Below are 24,814 nucleotides of genomic sequence, written 5' to 3' on the forward strand. Positions count from 1 at the left end.
GCCAGGCCACGCCTTGACGGCCGCAAGCACGGCGTCATGCTCGCGGAAATCGGGCGTGCTTTAATGGTTGCTACGGGGCCGTCGCTTTGGCCGAGTCCTCTCACACCGTCACCACGATCTTCCCCAGGTGCTTGTTCGCCTCCATGTGCTCGAACGCCTTGTCGATGTCGTCGAACGCGAACACCTTGTCGATCGGCAGCTGCAGTTTTCGCGATTCCACCGCGCCCCAGATGTCCTTCCTGACCTCCTCGAAGATCTCGCGGACCTCTTCGATGGTGCGGGTGCGGAAGGTGACGCCGACATAGTCGATGCGGCGCGCGGCATGCAGGTCGAAGTTGAAATCGGCATGGGTGCCGCCGAGCCGGCCGACATTGACGATGCGGCCCTTCACCTTGGTCGCGGCGAGGTTCTGGCTCGCCACCTTGCCCGAGACCTGGTCGACGATGAGGTCGACGCCTTCACCGTTCGTCGCCTTCAGGACCTCCTCGACCCATTTCGGATCGGAGCTGTCGACGGCGAGGTCGGCGCCGTACTCCTTCAGCCGGCCGCGGCGCGTGGCATCGGTCGAGGAGCCGATCACGAGCTTTGCGCCCTTGAGTTTTGCAATCTGCATCGCCATCAGGCCGACACCAGAGCTGGCGCCCTGGATCAGCACGCTCTGGCCCGCCTGCACGCCGCCGACGGTGACGACGGCGTTGTGCATGGTCGCGAGCGCGACGGGGAGGGTGGCGGCTTCCTCGAAGTTCATGTTCGATGGCGCGCGGAACAGCCGGCCGTGATCGGCGAGGGTGTACTCGGCAAACGCAGCGCCGCCCGAGCCCATGATGCGGTCGCCGATCTTCACGCCCTTGGCATCCGGTCCGAGCTCGGCGACCTCGCCGGCCCATTCCATGCCGAGCACGGTGCCGGCGCCGCCGGCCGCGCCGTGGGCGTGCCCCTTGCGCATGCCGGTGTCGGCGCGGTTGAGCCCGCAGGCGCGGACGCGCACCAGCACCTGCGTGCCCTTCGGTTTTGGTTGAGCGACGTCGGAAATCCTAGCGCCCTCAGGGCCGTAGACGTAAGCCTTCATGGATTGCTCTCGCTTCTTGCGGTGATTATTCGGCGGCTTCGCGTTGCGGCTGAACGATCATGCCTTCGAGCCGGCTGCGGATGATCGCTTCCGCTTCGCGCACGATGCGGGAGATGAGTTCGGCGCAGGTCGGGATGTCCTGGATCAGGCCCTGCACCTGGCCGGCCGACCAGATGCCTTCGTCGGAGTTCCCGGTCGCATAGACCATCTTGCCGCGGGCACCCGCGACCAGCTCGCGGATGTCCTCGAACTTGGCGCCTTCCTTTTCCATCGCGACGACCTTGGTCGAGATCTCGTTCCTGGCGACGCGCGAGGTGTTGCGCATGGTGCGGAAGATCAGCTCGGTCTCGCGCTCGTCATTGGCGACGATCTTCTCCTTGATGAGCTGGTGGATCGGGCTCTCCCTGGTCGCCATGAAGCGCGTGCCCATGTTGATGCCGTCGGCGCCCAGCGCCAGCGCTGCGACGAGGCCCCGGGCATCGGCAAAGCCGCCCGAGGCGATCATCGGGATCTTGACCTTATTGGCGGCGGCGGGGATCAGGATCAGGCCGGGCGTGTCGTCCTCGCCGGGATGGCCGGCGCATTCGAAGCCGTCGATCGAGATGGCGTCGACGCCCATGCGTTCGGCCGAGAGCGCGTGGCGGACGCTGGTGCATTTGTGCACGACCTTGACGCCGTGCTTCCTGAACTCGTCGACATGCTCCTGCGGCTTGTTGCCGGCGGTCTCGACCACCTTGATGCCGCTCTCGATGATGGCGGCGCGGTATTCGGCATAAGGCGGCGGCTTGATCGCGGGCAGGATGGTGAGGTTGACGCCGAACGGCTTGTCGGTGAGGTCGCGGCAGCGCGCGATCTCCTTGGTCAGGTCCTCCGGCGTCGGCTGGGTCAGCGCCGTGATGAAGCCGAGCGCGCCGGCATTGGCAACGGCGGCGACCAGCTCGGCGCGGCCGACCCATTGCATGCCGCCCTGGACGATCGGGTGCTCGACGCCGACGAGTTTCGTGAACCGTGTCTGCAACATGCTGTGTTTCCCCCTGGATGGCCCGCAGGCTCTGTTGTCGGTGATGGCGGAAGGATGCCGCCGGGGGTGGTAAAAGTCTATCAGCGGGGCGTGCGGTGGGGGCGGGGCGAGCATGCAGGGAGAGGGAGGATTCCGTGGCGCGGATAATCCTGGGGCTCGTGTCCCGGATGTGCTGCAACGTCCTTCACGTTGCGGCGCAGAGCGGGACCCATGCTCAGCGAGGGCTCTGAAAGATGGGCCCCGGCTCTGCAGCGCACCGTCGAAGGGACGCTGCGTTGCGTCCGGGGCACGGATAACCTCGATCCGGTTCTTCAAACACTGGACACACCTTCGCCCTCTCGCGGCATCTCCGCCCGAGTTTTGCGTCGTCGCGTTGCCCTCATGAAAGACAAGGGCGCAGGGAAGGCCGGGCGCCGGCTGGCACCCGCAAGTCCGTGCGCTACGAAGATGCACACGGGGTGGACCACAGGTGAGCCGAACGCCCGGCCTTCCCTGCGCGATGGCTTACGGCGTACTTCGTGCTCTCCTCGGGGAGCGATGCACTATTGCCCCCGTCGCCTTGCGGGTGATTGATGCGCGCGCCGGTTGGCCGCCACATCACCGCAGGACTTGACGCACAGACCCCGGGCGTCAGGACCACACGACTTAACCGTCCGCGCACGTCTTCGCTGGGACTTCGAGTGCTGGCGTGTGCTCACGCCCGAAGCCATGCGAAGACGCTGTCGGCGCCGGGTCGTATGCGCGGAAAGCGCTTTGCTCACGGTTTCCCGCCCTGCAATGCTGCTCGCGCCCGACGCCGTCGCGTCCATCGCACCCCGGTCCGCGGTTCGTGACGATCGCGATCCGCCCCTTGTCTCGGGCCAGGGTGACTTGCTTGTACGGCAAATCAGAATTTCGGTAAAGTGGAATATTTGACGCGGCTGGGCTTGACAGGCGAGAGGGAGGATTTGGCGGGGTGTTTTGCCCGACGGGCAGGGGCTGCGCTCGCAATGACGGCGTCGTGTGGTGCAGGCTGCCGGGCTACTCTGCCGACAGCCGCACCATCTGGCGGCCGCCGTTTATTTCCTTGAGGCGGTTGACGAAGTTTTCCGGGCGTTGCCAGCGATTGGGAACTTCCAGGCCCATGTACTCGGCGATGTCGCCGATGAAGCCGGTGCAGTTCATGGTCTCGGCGTTCCAGACCGGCGAGTTCGCCTGCTTCTTCTTGATGTAGGCGAACACGCGCTTGGCGTCGGCTTCGTTCAGGTAGACGCGATAGCTCGCGGTCAGATATTCCGGATCGAGATCGCCGTAGCTCGCACCGGTTTCCGACGGCACGAAGGTGACGTGGCCGAGCACGTAGGCGAGCGTGTCGCCGGCCGGCGTGAGCCCGGCGACCTCGACCGCCTTCTCGCTGGTCTTGCCGTACCAGACGAAGGCGTGGCCCCAGCTCGCGGCGGTTCGCGCACGGAAGTCGACGTAGTAGGGACCTTTCTCCGCGCGCGCGACGGAGCGCCGCGTCGACTGCGGCTGAGGCCGCGATGTGGAGTCGCTCGTGGCAAGCGCGTTGGCGTCGGCAACGCGCTTGTTCGCTTCGTGGGCGGAGGCCGAGGGCGTCGTACACGCGATCATGGCCGCGAGGGCGAACCCCGCAAGGATGCAGGGTCCCGATCGATCAGGTTTGTTCGTCACGCTGTGCCCCTCGACTGTCGGCCGCTTACGCCAGTTTTGCGCTTGGTCTGTTGCGCGTCAGTAGCGCGCAGCGACCGGGCCGGGCGCCTTGCCGATCGGGGCCTTTCCAACCGGGCTCTTGCCAATCGGCATCTTGCCGATCGGCGCCTGCTCCGCCGGATAGACAGGTACCGGCTGGCGGCGCGGCAGATCCGCAGCGTTCGCAGCCGTCACCAGAGCAAGCGTGGCACCCAGAGCAATTACAATCTTCTTCACAGCTGATACCCCTAGAAGGTTTGGTCCAAACACGGCAGTGCCGTGCCCCCCAGACACGCCTCAGAGATGGACGTCCGAATGCGACCAAGTTGCGGCACCCCCGCGACATGTTGGCGGCATATCTCTGACGCGCGCAGATGTGATGTGTCTGGATGTTTCGGAGTGCTGCTATCAGGCTTCTCACCCGATCCGGTTCAGACCGTTCCTGATCGTCGAGAAGATGCCGCCGATGTCCTTGCGCAAGGCATCGAGCGCGTTGAAATTGTCGAAGATGCGGGCGAGGCGGTCTTCGACCTCGCGCTTGCTTTGGGTCAGCGCATCGACACGCGAGGCGAGGGTGACGTCGCCATTCGTCTCGATCTCGCCGACGGTCCTGGCGAGGAGATCGCGGGTGGCACCGACCTCCGCGATCAAGGCCTCGATGCCGAACACTGGGGCCTTCAACGGGACGAGGTCGGCCTGCGACTTCGACAGCTCCGTCTTGAAGGCGTTCAGCGTCGCCAGCGTCTCCTGCAGGGCGCCGAGGCGCTGGCGCGACTGCAGGACGAAATCGTTCAGCGCGTTCTGGCGGTCGGCAAGGGTCTTGCCGTTGGCGTCCGTCTCGACATCGGCGAGCGAGCGTTCGAGCTGGGCCTGGCGCTGGCCGAGCTCCTCGAAGTCGAGCCGGATGCTTTTGAGAATGTTGAAGCTGTCGTCGATGCGGGCGAGGCGCTGCTCGATCTCGATCCTGTTCTTCGACAACGTCTCGACGCGGCTGGCAAGCGGCGTCTCGCCGCCGGTCTCGAGCTCGTCGATGGTCTTGGCAAGGCGCTCGTGGCCGAGGCTGAGCTCGCCGATCAGGGCGTTGATGCCGGCGTCCGAGGCACGCAGCGGCACCAGCTCGGCATGGGATTTCGCCAGATCTTCCTTGTACTGGTTGAGTGTCGCAAATGTCTCCTGGACGCTGTTCACCCGTCCTAGAAGCGCTGCCACGTCGCGCGCGATGTCCCTCTGCCGATCGGCGAGGTTGTTCTTGCGGTCGTCGGTCTCGAGATCGTGCAGGGAGCGTTCGAGCTGGTTCTGGCGGTCGCGGATCTCGGTGAAGACCGGCTCGACCGCGCGGCGCTGCTCGGCGACCTTGCCGACCATGTCGCGCAGGTGCTGCTGGCGACTGCGGATTTCGGCGAGCTGGTCGTGCATGTCGGTGGATTGGTTGCGGCCCTGCTGGAGCAGCGCGCGCTGCTCGGTCTCGCCCAGCTTGTCGTGCAGCGCAGAGACCGCCTCCCTCGGGTCGCTCTCGATCAAATGCTGGACGGTGGCATCCAAGTGGTTTTGCAGAGCGTGGGCAACGACGACGTCCTCGCGGGTTTTCTTCAGCCGGTCACGCAGCGTCTTCAGGCTGCGGTCCTGGCGCGACAGCCGCCAGGCTGAAGCGCCGATCAGGGTCAGCGCGAGGGCGGGGAATATTCCGGTCGCGATGCGCTGCGGCACCGGCAGGCCCGCGAACCAGGCGGGCAGGTGACTGATGTCGTGACCGAACGCCTGCTGGGCGACGACCGCGACGATGGCCAACAGGCCGAACCAGGCAATCAGGAAAAACAGCCACATCGTGAATTCCACACGCCGGCGCACATTTTCGCCATGATTGCCAAGAGCGGAACCGAGCGCAAGGGGCGGGCAGGCTTGTGGGCTGTTTCGGGCGCCGTGATCCACGGCTGGTTGCGTTGGCCGATGGGCGGGGCGGCGCGGAAAGTGCCGGGTTTTCCCGGACAGACGTTCCGCACACGCGTCATGCCCGGCTTGCCGGGACAAGGCCGGCCATGACGGATCGAGCAGCGGAAGAAGCCCGCGCGAGCGGAGCGACATGCGGGACCATGCGAAGAGTCGTCCCGGATGTCGCTTGGCTTATCCAGACGCGGCGCCGTGCGCGCTATCATTTCTCGAGGAAGTTCGAGCGCATCTTGTCGGCGAACCAGACCGCGAAGATCGCACCGAACGCGAGAGCAAAGTACAGAGCCGTCCACAAAAGTGCATTACTTGCATTCGTCATGGCGTCCTCCCTGGCGTCAGAAACTGATTGTCGGGAAGGATAAGGCGGCCGTGCCGGCGCGATTTGCGCCGGATCAATTTTGCCGCGCTGCAGCGAGAATAAGTGAGTAGCCCGCATGAGCGCAGCGACATGCGGGACCACAGCGAAGAGCCGTCCCGGATATCGCTTCGCTCATCCGGGCTTCGGGACGGTGTTTGCAGCTACAGCCGAAACTCGTTGGTGAGCTCGCCGATGCCGTCGATCGCGACGGTGACCGTGTTCACCGGCTCCTTCATCACGCCGACGCCGACCGAGGTGCCGACGGCGATGAGGTCGCCGGGGAGCAGGGTCATGTCGTGGGAGATCCTGCTGACCAGCTCCTGCGCCGAGAAGATCATGTCGGAGATCGGGTAGTTCTGCCGCTCCGCGCCGTTGAGGATGGTGCGGACGATCAGCTTGGCCGGATCGAGGCCGGTTGCGATGACCGGGCCGAACGGGCCGTAATCGTCGATGCCCTTGGCGCGGGCCCATTGCGGGAAGGTGGGGTCGCTGGTCAGGATGTCGTTGGCGGTGATGTCGTTGACGCAGGTATAGCCGAAGATGCAGCTGTTGGCTTCGCTGGGGGAGACACGCGCGCAGGTCTTGCCGATGACGATGCCGAGCTCGCCTTCATAGGTGGTCTTGCCGTCGTAATAGGAGGGACGGCGGATCACGGCGCCGGGCGTCGTGATGGTGGTGGTGGCCTTGAGCAGATACAGCGGCTCCGGCGGCTCCGGCTGGTTGAGCTTGGCGGCGAGCGCGTGGAAATTATTCCAGAGCGCGACGATCTTGCTGGGCGCGCAAGGCGCCAGCAGCTCGACCTCCGACAGCGCCAGAATCTTGCCGGTCGCGGCGTTGCGGCCGAACATCTCGCCCTCGTGCACGCTGATGCCCGATGGCGTCAGCGTGCCGAAACCGGTCGCGCCATTATTCCGGAAGCGCAGCCACTGCTTCATCTCGCCCGCCATCAGGCCACCGCCAGTGCGCGGGGATCTGAAGGTGTCGAGACGCCGTCATAGAGCCCGGCGATGCGGGCGCGCTGGGTCACCATCGCCAGCACCGAATCGAGCGCGGGCGTCGCGATGCCGGTGATGCGGCCCATCTCCTGCACCACGGTGACGAGCGGGTCGATCTCCATCGGGCGGCCGCGCTCGAGATCCTGCAGCATCGAGGTCTTGTGCGCGCCGACCTTGCGGGCGCCCTCGATGCGGCGCTCGACGTCGACGCGGAATTTGACCCCAAACGTCTCGGCGATCGCTTGCGTCTCCACCATGATCGCGCGTGACAGCGCACGCGTGGACGGGTCGGTGCAGATCACGTCGAGCGTTGCATGGGTCAGCGCGCTGATCGGGTTGAAGCAGACATTGCCCCACAGCTTGAGCCAGATCTCGTCGCGGATGCGGTCGAGCACCGGCGCCTTCAGCCCGGCCGCGACGAACAGATCGGCAAGGCGCTGCACGTCGCTCGTGATCTCGCCGGAGGGCTCACCGAGCGGGAAGTTGTTGCCGTAGACGTGGCGGATCACGCCTGGCGCCTCGATCTCGGTGGCGGGATAGACGATGCAGCCGATGGCGCGCTCGGCGCCGATCTCGCGCCACTGCCGCCCGCCGGGGTCGATGCTCTCCAGCGTCGAATTCTCGTACTGACCGCCATGCTTGTAGAAGTACCAATAGGGGATGCCGTTGACGGCGGTGACGATGCGGGTGTGCTGCCCGAGCAGCGGCTGCATCCTCTCGATCACGCCGGTGATGGAATGCGCCTTCAGCGTGATGATGATGTAGTCCTGCACGCCGAGCTCGGCGGGATCGTCGGTGCAGCGCGGATGCACGGTGTGCCTCTCCTCGCCCGCGAGCAGCGTCAGGCCGCGCTCGCGCATTGCGGCAAGGTGCGCGCCGCGCGCGATGAGGCTGACATCGGCGCCTGCGCGTGCAAGCTGAACCCCGAGATATCCGCCGATTGCGCCGGCGCCGTAGATGCAGATCTTCATGAAATCCTCGCGGGAGACCGGAATTTTGGGACGAAAGATCCGGTCCGGCTCGAACGTGTCCGAGCCGGCCGGTAGTCACAGGGGAAGTGTGCGTCGCTTCAGGCGGCCGCTTGCGGCGTGCCGTTGATGGCCTCGTCCATGGCAGCTGCGATGTCGCGCATGCTGATGACGGAGACGAGGCTGTAATCGTCGATGACGGGCAAATGGCGGATGTGATGCCGGTTCATCAGATGCCGGACCTGCTCGATCGTATCGCTGGAGGTGCAGGACACCAGCTGCTGCACCGAGACGAGCTGCGAGACCTTGACGTTGACGGCATTCGCGCCGTGCTCGGCGACGGCGCGCACCACGTCACGCTCGGTGAACATGCCGACGGCTGTATTGCCCTCGGAGCGGACCACGTCCTTGACCACGAGAGCGCTGATGTTGTTGGCGCGCATCAGCTTGGCGGCGATACCCACCGTCTCGTTCATTCGCACCGTGACAACGCGCGGCGTCTTCTTGCGCAGAATGTCTCCGACCAGCATTGCAACCTCCCTGGGTGAATGTTGCAGGAAGTGTGGTATACATAATGCCAATCGTCAAGCGCTGGTTTGGGCGATCCGAAAAATCTTGCGACAGCAATACTGACGTTTGCTTGGTGCGAAAAAGAAAGGGGCGCATCCCTGCGCCCCTTGTTGATCCCTGCAATGTCAGTGGCGGCTACGCCGTCTCGGTCTTTGCAGTGGTCTCGGTCCTGCCGGTTGCTGTGCTCGCGCTCTCGGCTTCCTTGCCGAGGATGAAGGAACGGCGCATCGGCTTGATCACGAACAGCGCCGTCAGCGCCGCCGTCGCGTTCAGGGCGACCGCGACCACGAACACGGCCTTCCAGCCGTAGGTCGCCGAGATCACGCTGGCGAGCGGGACGAGCAGGGAGGCGGTGCCCTTCGCGGTGTAGAGCATGCCGTTGTTGGTGGTCGCGAATTTCGAGCCGAAGGTGTCGCCGCAGGTCGCCGGGAACAGCGAGTAGATCTCGCCGAACACGCCGAAATACACGGCGGTCGCGAGCACGAACACGACCGGGACATGACCGTAAGCCGACAGCGTCAGCAGCATCAGCGCCGCGGTGCCGAAGGCGATGAACATGGTGTGCTCGCGGCCGATCGTGTCGGAGACCCAGCCGAAGAAGGGGCGTCCGAAACCGTCGAGGATGCGGTCGAGCGAGATCGCGAAGGTCAGTGCCGCCATCTGGAAGCCGGCCAGCGTGACCGGGGTATCGGCGATCTTGAAGTCGTGCGCGATCGGGCCGATCTGCGCCGCGGTCATCAGGCCGCCGGATGCGACCATGACGAAAACGAGATACATCACCCAGAAAATAGGGCTGCGCAGCACCTGCGGCGGGGTGAAGTCGATCTTGGTCTGCGGCAGGTTGAGCTGCTTCTTCTTCGGCGGGATCGAGAGCCGCGGCGGCTGGATGAAGAAGGCGAGCACGAACACGATCACGCCCTGGCCGATGCCGAAGGTGAAGAAGGCGTGCTGATAGCCGCTCGATGCGATCATGGTCGCGATCGGCACGATGGTGAGCGCGGCGCCCGCGCCGAAGCCCGCGGCGGTCGCGCCGGCGGCAAGGCCCCGGCGGTCGGGAAACCATTTCAGCGCGTTGCCCACGCAGGTGCCGTACACCGCGCCCGCACCCATGCCGCCGATGATCGCGGCCGCGTAGAGCAAGGTGAGACTGTCGGCATAGGAGTTGAGAATCCAGGACAGCGCGATCATCACGCCGCCGAACATGACGACGATGCGCGGGCCGTATTTGTCGACGAACCAGGCTTCGATCGGCACCAGCCAGGTCTCGGTGACGACGAAGACGGTAAAGGCGAGCTGGATCGCGGCGCGTCCCCAGTGATGGGCCGCATCGATCGGATCGACGAACAGCGTCCAGCCATATTGCAGGTTGGCGATCATCGCCATGCAGACGATGCCCATGACGAGCTGGAGCCAACGGAAACCGGTGCGAAGAGGCGCGGCCGTGACGGCGCCGTCCGTGCTGGAAATCATCAAGAAACCTCCCAACGCGCCTGATTGATCACGACTTTGGATTGCAAGATGACCCAGTGTCGCAAATGTTGTGGCTTATCGTCGCAAGCGCGGCGCGGAGCTTGGTATACCATATTCCAGAATGCAAGCCCTATCTGCGGCGGATTGTCACAAATCTGCGGTTCCATTGGAGCGGGACCGGCGCTGCAAGATGTCGCCAAACGAAAACGCCCGGCCGTGAGGCCGGGCGTCCGCTCGATGAAGAGCTTGATGGAGCGTGTCAGACGGTCGATTTGGCGACCACGACCTTGCGCCAGGGCTTGAGCACCGCGATCGCCAGCAGCGAAGCCAGGATGTTGGCGCCGGCCGCGATGATGAACACGCTGTCCCACGTGCCCGACGACTGCTGCATGTAGTTGCCGATCGGCACCAGCAGTGCGGCGGTGCCCTTTGCAGTGTAGAGCAGGCCGGCATTGGTGGTCGCGAACTTGGCGCCGAACGTGTCGGTGCAGGTCGAGGGGAATAGCGAGTAGATCTCACCCCAGGCGAAGAACACGAAGCCCGAGAGCAGCACGAACCAGATCGGATCGTGGCCCCAGAGGTAGAGCATCCAGATGCCGAAACCTTCCATGCCGAAGGCGATGAACATCGTGTTCTCGCGGCCGATCATGTCGGAGATCCAGCCGAAGAACGGACGCGTCAGGCCGTTGAGCACGCGGTCGATCGTGGCCGCGAAGGTCACCGCCGTCATCGTCACCGCCATCAGCGTGACCGGCACGTTGTCGACCTTCCAGTCGGCCGCGATGGGCTTCAGGTTGGCCGTCACCATCAAGCCGCCGGCGCCGACGATCACGAACATGAAGTACATCAGCCAGAAGATCGGCTGACGCAGCACCTCGGTCGGCTGGTAGTTGCGCCGGGTCTGCAGCAGATTGGCATTGGCCACCACGTTCGGCACCTGACCCGCTTTCGGCGCAAGCAGGAAGAAGGCGAGGATGCAGATGATGATGCCCTGTCCGAGGCCGAAATAGAGGAAGGTGGTCTGGAATCCACTGTCCTTGATCATGGCCTGGATCGGCGCGACGGTGAGCGCGGAGCCCGCACCGAAGCCCGCGGCCGTGATGCCCGCGGCAAGACCGCGCTTGTCCGGAAACCACTTCAGCGCGTTGCCGACGCAGGTGCCGTAGACGCCGCCGGCGCCGATGCCGGCGATGATCATGCCGAGATAGTAGCCGTTGAGCGTGGTGGCCTGGGCGTTGATCGCCCAGCCGATGGCGCAGAGCACGCCGCCGACCAGCACGACGATGCGCGGACCGTATTTGTCGACGAACCATCCTTCGACCGGGACCAGCCAGGTCTCGAACAGGACAAAGAGCGTAAAGGCCCACTGGATCGACGCGCGATCCCAGCCGAACTTCTTCTGGATGTCAGGGACGAAGAACGTCCAGCCGTATTGATAATTGGCAATCATCACCATCGCGGCGACGCCAACCGCCAACTGCGTCCAGCGATAGGCATCGCTGACGCGCGCGACGCTTGGGGCCGCTGTTGACTGCACCATGTCTGTCATAAAAAACCCTCCCGAAGGCGCCGATCATTTTTATGCGTGCGCTGGTTCGCATCCTGGTATTCATTATGCCAAGATTCAAGCGAAGGACTGGAGGGTGCGGCGAAATATCGCGGATTCTTCACATGCACCATGGCTGCTCGATTGTAAAGCCCAATCGGCTTCCGGCCTGCGATCAACCCATTGATTTCGTGAGAAGTCTTCCCCGTTTCGGCGAAGCCGCAAGCGGCTGCGGGAACCTGCGCATCCGCAATTTTCAGCTTCTGCGTCGGTGGAGCGCGCTGCCCCCTCGCACATCGGTGCGCGGCTGCTCAGTCCTGGAATTCTGTATTCCAGAAGTTCGGCCGCGCGGCGGGTTTCGGCGGCGGCCGCCGGCGCCGATTGCGCCGGCGCGCGCGCCTCACGCCATCGACATGCGCAGCCGGCTGTAGCCTTCCTGGATCGCGGACCAGAACAGGGCGACCAGACCGAGCGCCATGATGGTGCTGACGAGGCCGTTGGAGAAGAACACGCCGAGCGAGCCCTGCGATCCCAGCAGCGATTGGCGGAAGGCTTCCTCGGCCTTGTCGCCGAGCACGATGGCGAGCACGAGAGGTGCGAGCGGGTAGTTGCACTTCTTCAGGAGATAGCCGAGCACGCCGAACACCAGCATCAGCATGACGTCGAAGGTGCTGTTGTGCACCGAATAGGCGCCGATCGCGCACAGCACCAGGATGAGCGGGGCGATGATGCCGAACGGCACGCGAAGGATCGCGGCGAACAGCGGCACGCAGGTGAGCACGACGATGAGGCCGGCGAGATTGCCGAGATACATCGAGGCGATCAGGCCCCAGACGAATTCCTTCTGCTCGACGAACAGCATCGGACCTGGCTGCAGGCCCCAGATCAGGAGGCCGCCGAGCAGCACGGCAGCCGTCGGCGAGCCGGGCACGCCGAGCGACAGCATCGGCAGCAGCGCCGAGGTGCCCGCCGCATGCGCGGCCGTCTCCGGCGCGATCACGCCTTCGATCTCGCCCTTGCCGAAATTGTTGCCGCGCCGCGCCAGCCGCTTGGCGATGCCGTAGCTCATGAAGGATGCCGGCGTCGCTCCGGCGGGCGTGACGCCCATCCAGCAGCCGATCAGGCAGGAGCGCAGCGAGGTCATCCAGTAGGTCGGCAGCTCGCGCCAGGTCTGAAGCACGACGCGAAGGTTGATGCTGGCATTGCCGCCGCGGAAGGCGAGCCCTTCCTCCATGGTCAGCAGGATCTCGCCGATCCCGAACAGGCCGATCACGGCGATCAGGAAGTCGAATCCGTTGAGCAGCTCGGTGACGCCGAAGGTGAGCCGCAACTGGCCGGTGATCGAATCGAGGCCGACCGCGGCGAGCGCGAAGCCCATCATCATCGCCGCGATGGTCTTGAACGGCGGCTCCTTGCTGAGGCCGACGAAGCTGCAGAAGGCGAGGAAGTACACCGCGAACTTCTCCGCCGGACCAAATCGCAGCGCAAAGCCCGCGACCAGCGGCGCGACCAGCGTGATCATGATGACGGCGAACAGCGCGCCGACGAAGGAGGAGGTGAAGGCGGCCGTCAGGGCTTCGCCGGGCTTGCCCTGCTGCGCCATGGGATAGCCGTCGAAGGTGGTCGCCACGGACCAGGGCTCGCCGGGGATGTTGAACAGGATCGAGGTGATGGCGCCGCCGAACAAGGCGCCCCAATAGATGCATGACAGCATGATGATCGCCGATGTCGGCGGCATGCTGAAGGTCAGGGGAAGCAGGATCGCCACGCCGTTGGCGCCCCCGAGCCCCGGCAGCACGCCGATGATGACCCCGAGCGTGATGCCGATGATCATCAGCATGATGTTGTAGGGCTGCAGGGCGACCGCAAAGCCGTGAAATAGATTGGCCAACTCTTCCATATCGATACGTCCTGCAGCAGCAATTGAATGAATGCGTGGCCCTTACAGACCGAGCCACTCCTCGAACGGCCCCTTGGGAAGCGGGACCAGGAACCAGCGCTCGAAAACGAGATAGGTCACCACCGGCATGCCGACCGCCACCGCGATGACCGTCAGCCAGCGATAGCCGCCGAGCCAGCGCATGAACCAGGCGATGAAGACCATCGAGGCGATGTAGAGGCCGATGAACGGCATCGAGCCGACATAGATCGCGGTGGGCACGACGACGCTCATAACCTGGCGAAGCTGTCCCCATGACGCGAACAGGCGGCCGTCGTCGTCGCGTTGCGCGCTCCAGAGATTGATTGCGCTGGCACCGACGATGGCGGCGCCGACATAGAACGGGAAGAATCCGGCACGCGGGCCTTCCGCGCCCCAGTTGATGCCGGCCTTGATGCTGCCGAAGATCACGACGAGACCAAAGGCGCCGATCAACAGCGCCATGCCGATCTCCAGCGTCTTGTGGGTCGGGCCGGATTCGGATTGTTCAGTCATGGGAGCTCCAGGCGGAATCGGACTGTTTCGCAGCAGACGGGAGGACGACCGGCGTCCTCATCCGTCATCGGTGTCGCGGGTCAATCCCGGGATCAATTGCCCGGCGCGAGGAAACCGGCTTCCTTCATCAAGCCCTCGTGCCGCTTCTCCTCCGCCTCGACCCACTTGGCGTAGTCGGCCCCGGTCAGGAAGGTCGTGTTGAAGGCGCCGCTCTTCATGAAGTCCTGCCATTCCGGCGTGGCGCGAACCTTCTTGAACAGCTCGACGTAATACTCGACCTGATCCTTGGTGGCCTTGGGCGACATGAAGATGCCGCGCAGCATGAGATATTCCATCGCGAGGCCCTGCGACTTGCAGGTCGGAATATCCTTCCAGGCCTTGCCCTCTGCGATCGGCTCGTCATAGGCCATCGGCTGGGCGTCGAAGACGCAGAGCGGACGGAGCTTGCCGCCGCGCCATTGCGCGACCGCCTCGATCGGATTGTTGACGGTGGAATCGACGTGATTGCCGACGAGCTGAACCGCGACCTCGCCGCCACCCTTGTAGGGGATGTAGGTGAACTTCGCGTCGATCGCCTTCTCGATGCCGACCGTAATGATCTGGTCTTCCTGCTTCGAGCCGGTGCCGCCCATCTTGAATGAGCCGCTTGGGGCCTTCTTTGCGGCGTCGACGTAATCCTTGACGCTGGTGTACGGCTTTTCGGCATTCACCCAGAGCACGAATTCATCCAGCGCCAGCATCGCGACCGGAGTCAAATCCTTCCAGTTGAACGGAATCCCCGTTGCCAGCGGCGTCGTGAACAAGTTCGAGAGCGTGATGATGATCTTGTGCGGATTGCCCGACGACGTCTTCACGTCGAGAAAGCCTTCACCGCCTGCACCGCCGGCCTTGTTGATGACGACCAGCGGCTGCTTCATGAGATTATGCTTGGTGACGATGCCCTGGATGGTTCGTGCCATCTGATCAGCGCCGCCGCCGGTGCCCGCGGGCACGATGAACTCGACCGGACGAACCGGCTCCCAGGCCGCAAAACTTGCAGTGCTGCCGGCGCACGACATCGCCATTGCCGCCAAAGCGACATTCAGAACGAATGACTTCATCTCGTTTCTCTCCCTGTCGAAACGCGGCCGTTCTTTGCCAGCTCGCGTCAGCCCATCTGGATTCACACGCTTGGGGTCACCTTTGCGGTCGATCTCCCATTGCAGCCTCACCAACCAGAAGTTTATGAGCGGGGACAAGGCGCGACATCCGCTCCTTTGGGCTAAGGCTCCGCCCTGATTGGCAAACGTGCCATTTCCTTGGCCGTTCCTGTCCCGCGCTCTGCATCCCCATCTAGCACCTTGGTCGTGCAATCGTTTTGGTTGTCGAATGGTATGCGAGATGCCAGCTGGCTCACAATTGGACGGCTGGCCAAATCGGCGGACCAATCGTCGCAGTTGTGTTCGCGGGCGAAGCGGGGACCAAAAGGAAATGGCCCCGACGAGGGGGCCATTGATCAAACCTAGCGTCTGCGGTTGCCTGCCGCGCGCCGTTTCGGCTGCGCGGGAAAGGCCTTCTTACAGGCCGAAACGCGGCAGGTCGCCATTGTGGTTCGAGATCTCGGCGCTCGCCATCAGGAAACGGTCGACCGCAGCCATGAAGCGGCTGAACAGCGAGGAGGAGGGGGCGAAAGCGACGGAAGCGGTCTTGGACATTGGAATTCCCTTTCTTGAGACGATCAGTCTTGGCGTCTCGTCTGGGGATGAAACTATGTATACCAGATGCCAATGTCTACGCGCTTGTTTGCATAGCAGCATACAAAGTCCCGCATTGCAGCATAATGCGGGGTTAATGAGGCCGGTTCGGGCTTAAATGGCCTCCAAACGGGGCTTTCCGGCTTAGACGCCGTCTCCGGACGCCGAAGCGTACCTGCCAGAAGCATATCCATACGCTTGAAGGGGAAACCGGGGCCCACCGCGCGAACCTGAAGCGAGCCGCAATGGCCGAGGGCTTTGCAGGGCAAGGCTTTGCGGGGCAAGGCTTTGCGGGGCAAGGCTTGGCAGGGCAAGGCTTGGCAGGGCAAGGCTTGGCAGGGCAAGGCAAGGCTTGGCAGGGCAAGTCAAAGCCGCTAGTGGTCTGCCCCCTTCCAATCATCTGTCAGAGTGGTTCATGTCGAGCGCCTCGCCCGCCGTCTCGATCGGCATCGATTTTGGGACCAGCAATACGGTCGTCGCCCTTGCGGCGGACGACCGCCGGGTCGAGGCCATCCGCTTCGATCACGGCGGACAGCGCCACAGCGTCTACGTGTCGGCTTTGTGCTTCTGGGAGGATCGGCCGGGCGCCGGTGCCCAGGCCGAAGGCGGCCCCTGGGCGATCGAGACGTTCCTCGAAGGACGCCACGTCTACCGCTTCCTGCAGTCGTTCAAGACGTTCGCGGCGAGCAGCAGCTTCAACACCACGCAAGTGTTCCGGCAACGATTCAAGTTCGAGGATATTCTGGCGGCGTTCCTGCGGACGCTGGCGCGCCATGGCGGCGACAGGTTCGGCTTCGAGACCTCGACCATCACGGTCGGCCGTCCCGTGCGCTTTGCCGGCGGCAATCCCGACGAGGCGCTGGCGATGCAGCGCTACCGCGCCGCGTTCGAGCGCCTGGGCGCCGGCCATGCGCGCTACGTCTACGAGCCCGTGGGCGCGGCGTTCTCCTTTGCCCGGAGGCTGGAGCGCGATGCCACCGTGCTGGTCGCGGATTTCGGCGGCGGCACCAGCGATTTCTCCGTGATGCGTTTCTCGCGCGCGGGCGGCAGCCTTCGCGCCGAGCCACTCGGCCACGCCGGCATCGGCATCGCCGGCGACACGTTCGACTACCGCATCGTCGACCACGTCGTCTCGCCGCGGCTCGGCAAGGGCTCCAGCTTCCGCTCGTTCGACAAGGTGCTGCCGATCCCCAGCGGCCATTACACCAACCTCGCGCGCTGGCATCAGCTCGCGATGATGAAGAGCAACGGCGATCTGCGTGAGCTGCGGGAGCTTGCACGCACCGCGCTGAAGCCGAAGCTGCTCGAGGATTTCATCACCATCGTCGATCTCGACCTCGGCTTTTCGCTGTACCGTGCAGTGTCAAATGCCAAGGTTGCGCTGTCGGCGCAGGACGAGGTGGATTTCCGCTTCAAGGGCGGCGGGGTCGATATCGGATCGACCATCACGCGGAAAAACTTCGAATCCTGGATTGCAGACGACATCGCCCGGCTGGGGGCCACCGTCGACAAGGTGCTGGCCCAAGCCGGCATCACCGCGCGCGAGGTGGAGAAGGTGTTCCTGACCGGCGGCACTTCTTTTGTGCCCGCCGTTCGAAAGCTGTTCGCCGAGCGGTTCGGCAACGAACGGCTGATGTCGGGCGATCAGTTCGAATCGATCGCCTATGGCCTCGCGCTGATCGGGCACAGCCCCGACCCGGACCGCTGGACGGCAGGTGGCGGGCTGGAGGCGAAGGCGGGCGCGTAGGGCGCACGGCGGCGCATCCTTCGAGACGCCCGCCCTTGGCGGGCCCTCAGGATGAGGACGGAGCGCGTGGCCTCAGTTTCCAACGGGCACCGATGCCGCTTAGCCTCATCCTGAGGAGACCGCGGAGCGGTCGTCTCGAAGGACGAGGCGCGCGCTCCGCTTTGCCACTACTGATTAATCTCCGGCTCGACGAGCTTCGCCAGATTGCGCAGCGATTCCTGCCAGCCGAGATAGCAGGCCTCCGGCGGGATCACGTCGGGGATGCCGGCCTGCGTGATGTCGATCTCGGTGCCGACCGAGACCTTCTTCAGGATCACGGTGACCTCGATCTCGCCGGGCAGGTTGGGATCGTCGAACCTGTCGGTGTAGCGGAGACGTTCGCCGGGCACGAGCTCGACATATTCGCCGCCGAACGAATGGCTGTTGCCCGTCGTGAAATTCCGGAACGACATCTTGAACGTGCCCCCGACCTTGGGCTCGAAATGATGCACGGTGCAGGTAAAGCCATTCGGCGGCAGCCATTTCGCCATCGCATCGGCCTCCAGGAAAGCGCGATAGACTTTTTGCGGGCTGGTGGCGAGAACGCGATGCAGGCGGATCGTGCTGGGCATGGTTGTTATCCTCAGTGATTGATGGGCCCGAGATTGGCGTCTATGGCCCATTCATGTCACGAGGACGACCGGGAAGCCGCCGATCCGACATGGCATCTCGTTTTTTTTGTCGGCGGTCCTTCTGGCCGGGTTGCTAGATCGCTGCGACATCCTGTGGCGTCATCGTGAATGCCAGCCTGTAGCGGCCGATCTTGATATCCTCGCGAGCACCCGCCGCGTGAAGCGACGACGGCGAGAATTGGCCGGCGATCCCGGCGTCAACCACATCGGCATCGTAACCCGACAGCAGGACGATCCAGTCGGCAGAGCCGTCCCTGCCGCGGATCTGCTGCTCTGTGGTGGGCGCGCTCGTGCGAGGCGTGTCGGTGAAGAGGAGGTGGGCGCCTGTCAGCCCCGGCTGCAGCGCCAATGCGCTGAGCGTTTCCGAGAGGCGCGTTTGAAGCTCCGTCTCCCGTCCGGCCTGGGGCGACAGCCTGATGGTCGCCAGCGATGTCGCCACACCGCCGCCGAAGCTCGACGCCACCCGGCACTGGCTGCGGACCATGCCGAGATGATGCGGCATCATCTTCGCCGACCACGGCGTCGGCGCATTGAGCCGGTCGAGATATCCGCTCGACGTGAGCACCTCGTACTGTTCGAGCTCGTAGAGCACGAAGAAGCCCTCTGCGTCCGTCGTGCTGGTCCAGCGCGAGCCGCGCCGGAAACCGGGAATGCTCATCCGCTCCGGAAAGTGCTCATGCGAATGCCAGTCGCCGAACTCGCTGCGCTGTTCGGGGCGAACGCTCCACCACATCGCGACGGCGGCCTTGCCCAGTAGTGACATGGTGACCTCCCATCCTGCGCAGCAAGATCAGCCCCAATGTCTACGCCTCGTCAACAAAAGCCACAATTCCGCTGCCGTTCCCCATTCAACTCCTGCGCGAAATAGGGGGGGGCTTCCGTTGCACAGGACGCTATGGGCTTTTGCCGTCATTCTCTGCTGTCTTGCTTCGCCTGCCAGGGCCGCGGGCATTCAGCTGCTTCAATCCGATCCGGCGCTGTCGGGCGCGATCTGGTATCCGTGCGCTGCCGAGCCGACGCATGTGGCGCTGGGCGGTCTTTCTGTCGGCGCCGATTTCGACCTGAAGGGCGTGAAGGATTGTCCGGTCACGGGTGCAAAGTTGCCGCTCGTCGTCTTCTCGCACGGCCGGGGCGGGTGGTTCGGTGCGAACCATGACACCGAGGAGGCACTGGCCGATGCCGGCTTCATTGTCGCCGCCATCAATCACCCTGGTGACACCACCAACGACTCGTCGCGGCGCGATACGCTGCCGGTGTGGGGATCGCGTCCGGCGGACATGGTGCGTCTGCTCGACTTCATGCTGAAGGATTGGAAGGACAGGGCGGTGATCGATCCCGCCAAGGTCGGCTTCTTCGGTTTTTCGCTCGGAGGCTATACCGGTCTGGCGCTGATGGGAACCAAGCCGGATTTCTCCTGGCTTGCCGAAAACTGCAAGGAGACGACCGGAACATGCGGCCAGCTCCACAACGGAGAAACGCTGCCTGACCCGCCGCAGGATGCTCGGATCCGCACCGCGGTGATCGTCGATCCCGCACCCGCAGTTCTGACCCGGAAGAATCGCCGCGATCAAACTCCCTTTCCAATTATGGCGATCGCAGTTCGGCGGTCCCGGCGTGGGCGACGGTTCGCCCGTGGCGCGTGTTGCGGGGTGGTTGGCGGGCAAGCCCGAGATGCATGTGGTTCCTGCGGGCCACTTCGCCTTCCTCGCACCGTGCACGCCGGAGCAGGCGGTGGCCGTGCCACGCATCTGCACAGATGTGCCGGCGGGCTTCGACCGGGCCGGCTTTCACCGCGAGTTCAATGCGTCGGTGGTGAAGTTCTTCCGTGAGCAGCTCGCTGGCGGCGATCACTGAGCTCTTGCCTGTGAGACCTTGCGTCGTCGATGTCGCCTCAGACCTCGACATGTTCCGCTGAACTCGCGGGCTTAATTAACTCAGTTCAAGCCTTGCAAGTAGAGACGGTGAGGTATACCTTAAAAGTTGTTCGTTCAGCCGCTGTGCCTTGTTGAATGCGCCCGCGGGCTCCTTTTCCAGAGACATCGACGAATTGAATTGGTTCTGCGTGAGCGTCACGCGGAATGTGCGCTTGCGCGCTTTGGAGAAGAAAATGACGACAGGTACCGTGAAGTGGTTCAACGGCCAGAAAGGCTTTGGATTCATTCAGCCCGACGACGGCGGCCAAGATGTGTTCGTTCACATCAGCGCGGTCGAGCGGGCTGGTCTTGCGGGTCTCGCTGAAGGCCAAAAGGTCAACTTCGAGGCCAAGACCGACAAGATGCGGGGCAAAGTCAGCGCAGAGAATCTCTCGCTGGCCTGAGCTCCCTGGTGCCGTTTCACGGATGTACTGAAACGGCCACGCTGCCCGCTCGATCCTAGGGATTGAGCGGGTTTTGTCTGTTTTCGGAGCAGGGTGAGGGATGAGCGCCAGGAAATCGGCAGAACCGTCACCCGAAGGTATCGCGCGTTCCAACCGCCAACGATTGGCGGCTGAAGAAGGAGCGCGCGCCATGGCGGATGCCGTAAAACAGGCGGTCGACGTTCGCAAGAACATGGCGCGGCTGCGCGAACTGCGCGAAGCCAAGGAAGCGGCCGACGCGACCCTTCGAGCATCGTTGCCGGCATCGCCCCCGACGAAGCGCAAGAGGAAGCCGCCGCAATAATCGACTTCAGCAGCGCCACCGATGAAATCTGGAGAGGACCGGTCACATGCCGAAGAGTGCGGGTCGTGCCTAGAGCCAAGTCGGACGGCGGTGGCACAATCACCTTTTTTCTGGCGCTTGGCGCTGGCCGACAGATGTGCCGGCTCGCGACCACGTTCCAAACGCAGAAACAGGCCTTCAGCTATCTTCAGAAGCACCGCACCGAGTTTGAGCGCATCGCGCGGACCCGGCTGGCGTCCGGGGAGCTCGAGGACGGCGTCGTCCTTCTCTCGATGCTCTAGAGCATGATCCGGAAAACGTACGGCGGTTTTCAGCCGGCCGGATGCAGATCGTAACCAGCGACAAGACGCTTCCTATTCGGGCAAGCCTTTTTCAAGCAGCTCTTTTTCAAGCTGCTCTTTCGACTTCGCCTCGCGGGCCAATCGCTCCGCTTTGAGCCGCTCGCGGTTCTCGTTGAGGGAGTGCTGGTCCTTCGCATAGTCGTTCATCGGCTTCTGCGTCTTGACTGGCTTGAACGCCTTGTTGGCTTCGCGCTTGGCCCGATCAGAGGATTGATCTCTCAACATTTCGACCTCACTTCGATCAATGGGCGTAGCCCGGGAGCGCCTGACGCGACGCCTCCCGCCTGCAAGCCGATATGGATTGATTGGTCACCCTCCGAACGGGAGGGTGGATCATCCTTCAGTGTTTGGGCGGGTCTGGCGCGAGGTTCGGTCACTCGCCGTGGAGGCGGCACGTTCGCATTTCTGAGAGCATGCCGGTCGAAGAAGTAACGGCCGGTATGCGGTTCGGTTCCTTTGGCCCGAACAAAAAGGCCGCCGAAACCGGCGGCCTTTCGCGCTTGCAGCGAGCTTGCTTACTCCGCGGCCTGCTTCTGCGGCGGGTCGAGCGCGCCGGACTTGTGGATGTCGGCGACCTGGTGGTCGCTGAAGCCGAGCACGGAGCGCAGGATCTCGTCGGTGTGCTCGCCGAGCAGCGGGGAGCGCTCGACGTCGCTCGGGCTATCCGACAGCTTGATCGGGTTGCCGACCGAAATGTACTTGCCGCGGGTGGGGTGGTCGACTTCGACCAAGGTACCGGTGGCGCGCAGCGACTGGTCCTCGATGATCTCCTTCATCGACAGGATCGGGCCGCAGGGGATGTCGTCCTTGTTGAGGATTTCCATCGCCTCGAACTTGGTCTTGGTCATCGTCCACTGCTCGATGCGCGCAAAAATCTCGTTGAGGCGCGACAGGCGGGCCGGCGGCTTGGCGTAGTCGGGATGGGTCTTCCAGCCGGGTTCGCCGATCACGTCGCAGATCTTCTCCCAGACCGGCGCCTGGGTGATGAAATAGAGGTAGGCGTTGGGATCGGTCTCCCAGCCTTTGCACTTGACGATGCGGCCGGGCTGGCCGCCGCCGGAATCATTGCCGGCGCGCGGCACGGCGTCGCCGAACGGAATGCCTTCGCCGTACTGGCTGTATTCCTTCAGCGGGCCATGGGCGAGGCGCTGCTGGTCGCGCAGCTTGACGCGGGCGAGGTTGAGTACGCCGTCCTGCATCGCAGCCGTAACCTTCTGGCCCTTGCCGGTGACGGTGCGCTGGTAGAGCGCGGTGACGATGCCGAGCGCGAGGTGGAGGCCGGTGCCGCTGTCGCCGATCTGCGCGCCGGTGACGAGCGGAAGACCGTCGCGGAAGCCGGTGGTGGAGGCGGCGCCGCCGGTGCACTGCGCGACGTTCTCATAGACCTTGCAGTCTTCGTACGGTCCGGGGCCGAAGCCCTTGATCGAGGCGACGATCATCTTCGGGTTGATGGCCTGGATCTTCTCCCAGGGGAAGCCCATGCGGTCGAGCACGCCGGGGCCGAAGTTTTCCACCAGCACGTCGCACTTCTTGATCAACTCGGTGAGGACTTCCTTGCCCTTGGGGTTCTTGGTGTCGAGCGTGATCGAGCGCTTGTTGTGGTTGAGCATGGTGAAATACAGGCTGTCCACGTTCGGGATGTCCTGCAGCTGGCCGCGGGTGATGTCACCCACGCCCGGACGTTCCACCTTGATCACGTCAGCGCCGAACCAGGCGAGCAGCTGCGTGCAGGTCGGTCCTGATTGAACGTGGGTGAAGTCGAGAATGCGAACGCCCGTAAGCGCTTTGGTCATGCTGTTGCTCCGTACTCTGTGTCTGCCCCCGCCAACCGCAGGGAATTAAGGGTTGAGGGGTGGACTTACTTCTTCTTCTGCAGAACGCTCTGCGGGTTGAGGTTACCGATGCGGCCGCTCTCCGAGCCCGCGGCCGGATCGATCACCGCGTTGATGAGCGTCGGCTTGCCGGACTTCATGGCTTCGTTGACGGCGCGCTTGAGCTCGTCCGGCGAGGTCGCATTCACGCCGACGCCGCCGAAGGCTTCCATCATCTTGTCGTAGCGCGCGCCCTTGACGAACACCGTCGTCGCCGGATCGGCGTTGGCGCCGTTGACGTCGGTGCCGCGATAGATGCCGTCATTGTTGAAGATGACGACGCAGATCGGCAGGTTGTAGCGGCAGATGGTCTCGACCTCCATGCCGGAGAAGCCGAACGCCGAGTCGCCTTCCACTGCGAGCACGGGGTGACCGGTCTCGAGCGCGGCGGCAATCGCCTGGCCCATGCCGATGCCCATCACGCCCCAGGTGCCGACGTCGAGACGCTTGCGCGGCCGGTACATGTCGATGACGCCGCGGGCGAGGTCGAGCGTGTTGGCACCTTCGTTGACGAGGATCGCCTCGGGGTACTCCTTGATGACGTTCTTCAGCACGCCGAGCGCGCCGTGATAGTCCATCGGCGATTTGTTGTTCATGAGCTTCGGCGCCATCTTGGCGACGTTCTCTTCGCGCTTGGACGAAATCGCCTTGGTCCATTCGGCGGGCGGGGCGGTCCAGCCGGAAGCCATCGCCTGGTTGAAGGCGGAGACGACCGAGCCGATGTCGCCGACGACGGGCGCGACGATCTCGACGTTGGAGTCCATCTCGCGCGGCTCGATGTCGACCTGGATGAACTTCTTGGGCGCTTCGCCCCAGCTCTTGCCCTTGCCGTGCGAGAGCAGCCAGTTCAGCCGCGCGCCGATCAGCATGACGACGTCGGATTCCTTCAGCACGGTCGAGCGGGCCGCACCGGCGCACTGCGGATGGGTGTCGGGCAGGAGGCCCTTGGCCATGCTCATCGGCAGGAAGGGCACGCCGCTCTTCTCGACGAAGGATTTGATCTCTTCGTCGGCCTGCGCGTAGGCCGCGCCCTTGCCGAGGATGATGAGCGGACGCTTGGCACCCTTGAGCACGTCGAGCGCACGCTTGACCGAAGCGGGCGAGGGGATCTGCGCGGGCGCAGCATCAATCACCTTGACCAGCGACTTCTGGCCGGCATCGGCGCTCATCACCTGGCCGAACAGCTTTGCCGGCAGGTCGAGGTAGACGCCGCCCGGGCGGCCCGAGACCGCAGCGCGGATGGCGCGGGCCAGGCCGATGCCGATGTCCTGGGCGTGCAGCACGCGATAGGCCGCCTTGCACAGGGGCTTGGCAATCGCGAGCTGGTCCATCTCTTCGTAGTCGCCCTGCTGCAGGTCGACGATCTCGCGCTCCGAAGAGCCCGAGACCAGGATCATCGGGTAGCAGTTGGTGGTGGCGTGGGCGAGCGCCGTGAGACCGTTGAGGAAGCCGGGCGCGGAGACCGTGAGGCAGACGCCGGGCTTCTTGGTGAGGTAGCCGGCGATGCCTGCGGCGTAACCGGCGTTCTGCTCGTGGCGGAACGAGATCACGCGGATGCCCTCGGCCTGCGCCATGCGGCCCAAATCCGTGATCGGGATGCCCGGCACATTATAGATGGTGTTGATGCCGTTCAGCTTGAGCGCGTCGATGACGAGATGAAAGCCATCCGTCAGCTCCTGCTCGGTGCCCGGTGCCTCGGACTTGGTCGCGGTATTCAGCATGGG

Annotated in this window: 24 protein-coding genes; 5 read left to right on the forward strand and 19 right to left on the reverse strand. The window is 64.1% G+C overall.

What is annotated here, in order from left to right; genetic code table 11:
* Window positions 1-100 precede the first annotated feature (100 nt).
* From XI03_RS05460 to XI03_RS05525, 14 genes are all read right to left on the reverse strand, one after another.
* Window positions 101-1,069 carry a quinone oxidoreductase family protein gene (locus XI03_RS05460; protein ID WP_271591566.1) on the reverse strand — a complete coding sequence of 323 codons (969 nt, stop codon included), beginning with the start codon at window positions 1,067-1,069 and terminating at the stop codon, window positions 101-103.
* A gap of 25 nt (window positions 1,070-1,094) precedes the next feature.
* A complete protein-coding gene (locus tag XI03_RS05465; RefSeq protein ID WP_271591567.1) occupies window positions 1,095-2,090 on the reverse strand; it encodes an NAD(P)H-dependent flavin oxidoreductase in 996 nt (331 codons plus the stop codon).
* Window positions 2,091-3,110: 1,020 nt separating this feature from the next.
* A complete protein-coding gene (locus XI03_RS05470; protein WP_038947110.1) occupies window positions 3,111-3,761 on the reverse strand; it encodes a hypothetical protein in 651 nt (216 codons plus the stop codon).
* A gap of 57 nt (window positions 3,762-3,818) precedes the next feature.
* Entirely contained in the window at window positions 3,819-4,016 is a 198-nt protein-coding gene (locus tag XI03_RS05475; RefSeq protein ID WP_018315845.1) for a hypothetical protein, read from the reverse strand.
* 180 nt (window positions 4,017-4,196) lie between these two features.
* Window positions 4,197-5,603 (reverse strand): hypothetical protein, encoded by a 1,407-nt coding sequence (locus XI03_RS05480; protein ID WP_271591568.1) that lies wholly within the window; start codon window positions 5,601-5,603, stop codon window positions 4,197-4,199.
* A gap of 642 nt (window positions 5,604-6,245) precedes the next feature.
* Window positions 6,246-7,031, reverse strand: a complete 786-nt coding sequence (locus tag XI03_RS05485) for a fumarylacetoacetate hydrolase family protein (protein ID WP_080670197.1) — start codon at window positions 7,029-7,031, stop codon at window positions 6,246-6,248.
* Window positions 7,031-8,050, reverse strand: a complete 1,020-nt coding sequence (locus XI03_RS05490; protein WP_271591569.1) for a 2-dehydropantoate 2-reductase — start codon at window positions 8,048-8,050, stop codon at window positions 7,031-7,033. Before XI03_RS05490 ends, XI03_RS05485 begins: the two co-directional genes overlap by 1 nt.
* Before the next feature lie 98 nt (window positions 8,051-8,148).
* Window positions 8,149-8,577 (reverse strand): CBS domain-containing protein, encoded by a 429-nt coding sequence (locus XI03_RS05495; protein WP_028143029.1) that lies wholly within the window; start codon window positions 8,575-8,577, stop codon window positions 8,149-8,151.
* Window positions 8,578-8,752: 175 nt separating this feature from the next.
* Window positions 8,753-10,087: an oxalate/formate MFS antiporter gene (gene oxlT, locus XI03_RS05500; protein WP_271591570.1), complete on the reverse strand. Its 1,335-nt coding sequence runs from the start codon at window positions 10,085-10,087 to the stop codon at window positions 8,753-8,755.
* A gap of 259 nt (window positions 10,088-10,346) precedes the next feature.
* The gene (oxlT, locus tag XI03_RS05505) at window positions 10,347-11,636 is read right to left on the reverse strand and encodes an oxalate/formate MFS antiporter (protein WP_028143031.1); all 1,290 of its coding nucleotides are present in this window, start codon (window positions 11,634-11,636) and stop codon (window positions 10,347-10,349) included.
* Between the two features lie 397 nt (window positions 11,637-12,033).
* Window positions 12,034-13,533 carry a tripartite tricarboxylate transporter permease gene (locus tag XI03_RS05510; protein ID WP_028143032.1) on the reverse strand — a complete coding sequence of 500 codons (1,500 nt, stop codon included), beginning with the start codon at window positions 13,531-13,533 and terminating at the stop codon, window positions 12,034-12,036.
* Between the two features lie 42 nt (window positions 13,534-13,575).
* The gene (locus tag XI03_RS05515) at window positions 13,576-14,067 is read right to left on the reverse strand and encodes a tripartite tricarboxylate transporter TctB family protein (protein ID WP_271591571.1); all 492 of its coding nucleotides are present in this window, start codon (window positions 14,065-14,067) and stop codon (window positions 13,576-13,578) included.
* Between the two features lie 92 nt (window positions 14,068-14,159).
* Window positions 14,160-15,167, reverse strand: coding sequence for a Bug family tripartite tricarboxylate transporter substrate binding protein (locus XI03_RS05520; RefSeq protein ID WP_028143034.1), 1,008 nt, complete (start codon window positions 15,165-15,167; stop codon window positions 14,160-14,162).
* 456 nt (window positions 15,168-15,623) lie between these two features.
* Window positions 15,624-15,761, reverse strand: a complete 138-nt coding sequence (locus XI03_RS05525) for a hypothetical protein (RefSeq protein ID WP_162832240.1) — start codon at window positions 15,759-15,761, stop codon at window positions 15,624-15,626.
* A gap of 454 nt (window positions 15,762-16,215) precedes the next feature.
* On the opposite strand from XI03_RS05525, the gene XI03_RS05530 reads away from it, so the two are divergent.
* Window positions 16,216-17,547 carry an Hsp70 family protein gene (locus XI03_RS05530; RefSeq protein ID WP_271591572.1) on the forward strand — a complete coding sequence of 444 codons (1,332 nt, stop codon included), beginning with the start codon at window positions 16,216-16,218 and terminating at the stop codon, window positions 17,545-17,547.
* A gap of 167 nt (window positions 17,548-17,714) precedes the next feature.
* Here XI03_RS05530 and XI03_RS05535 read toward each other — a convergent pair whose 3' ends face one another.
* Complete coding sequence (locus XI03_RS05535; protein ID WP_028143036.1) at window positions 17,715-18,158, reverse strand: SRPBCC family protein; 444 nt, start codon at window positions 18,156-18,158, stop codon at window positions 17,715-17,717.
* Between the two features lie 133 nt (window positions 18,159-18,291).
* Window positions 18,292-18,981 carry a hypothetical protein gene (locus XI03_RS05540; protein WP_271591573.1) on the reverse strand — a complete coding sequence of 230 codons (690 nt, stop codon included), beginning with the start codon at window positions 18,979-18,981 and terminating at the stop codon, window positions 18,292-18,294.
* A gap of 118 nt (window positions 18,982-19,099) precedes the next feature.
* Between XI03_RS05540 and XI03_RS05545 the strand changes: the two genes are divergently transcribed.
* The 4 genes from XI03_RS05545 to XI03_RS05560 all read left to right on the forward strand — a co-directional run bounded on the left by XI03_RS05545 (window position 19,100) and on the right by XI03_RS05560 (window position 21,159).
* Window positions 19,100-20,047, forward strand: coding sequence for an alpha/beta hydrolase family protein (locus XI03_RS05545; protein ID WP_271591574.1), 948 nt, complete (start codon window positions 19,100-19,102; stop codon window positions 20,045-20,047).
* A gap of 278 nt (window positions 20,048-20,325) precedes the next feature.
* Window positions 20,326-20,535, forward strand: coding sequence for a cold-shock protein (locus tag XI03_RS05550; protein WP_028143038.1), 210 nt, complete (start codon window positions 20,326-20,328; stop codon window positions 20,533-20,535).
* A 100-nt stretch (window positions 20,536-20,635) separates the two neighbouring features.
* Window positions 20,636-20,878: a hypothetical protein gene (locus tag XI03_RS05555; protein WP_028143039.1), complete on the forward strand. Its 243-nt coding sequence runs from the start codon at window positions 20,636-20,638 to the stop codon at window positions 20,876-20,878.
* A gap of 56 nt (window positions 20,879-20,934) precedes the next feature.
* Window positions 20,935-21,159 (forward strand): hypothetical protein, encoded by a 225-nt coding sequence (locus tag XI03_RS05560; protein ID WP_028143040.1) that lies wholly within the window; start codon window positions 20,935-20,937, stop codon window positions 21,157-21,159.
* Window positions 21,160-21,231: 72 nt separating this feature from the next.
* On the opposite strand, the gene XI03_RS05565 is transcribed toward XI03_RS05560, so the two are convergent.
* From XI03_RS05565 to oxc, 3 genes are all read right to left on the reverse strand, one after another.
* On the reverse strand, window positions 21,232-21,444 hold the full coding sequence (locus tag XI03_RS05565) for a hypothetical protein (RefSeq protein WP_028143041.1): 213 nt from the start codon (window positions 21,442-21,444) through the stop codon (window positions 21,232-21,234).
* 290 nt (window positions 21,445-21,734) lie between these two features.
* On the reverse strand, window positions 21,735-23,012 hold the full coding sequence (gene frc / locus XI03_RS05570) for a formyl-CoA transferase (protein ID WP_018315863.1): 1,278 nt from the start codon (window positions 23,010-23,012) through the stop codon (window positions 21,735-21,737).
* A gap of 65 nt (window positions 23,013-23,077) precedes the next feature.
* Window positions 23,078-24,811, reverse strand: a complete 1,734-nt coding sequence (oxc, locus tag XI03_RS05575; protein WP_028143042.1) for an oxalyl-CoA decarboxylase — start codon at window positions 24,809-24,811, stop codon at window positions 23,078-23,080.
* Between the last annotated feature and the right edge of the window lie 3 nt (window positions 24,812-24,814).

Source organism: Bradyrhizobium sp. CCBAU 65884 (assembly GCF_028128835.1).
In the GTDB taxonomy this organism is placed as follows: domain Bacteria; phylum Pseudomonadota; class Alphaproteobacteria; order Rhizobiales; family Xanthobacteraceae; genus Bradyrhizobium; species Bradyrhizobium ottawaense.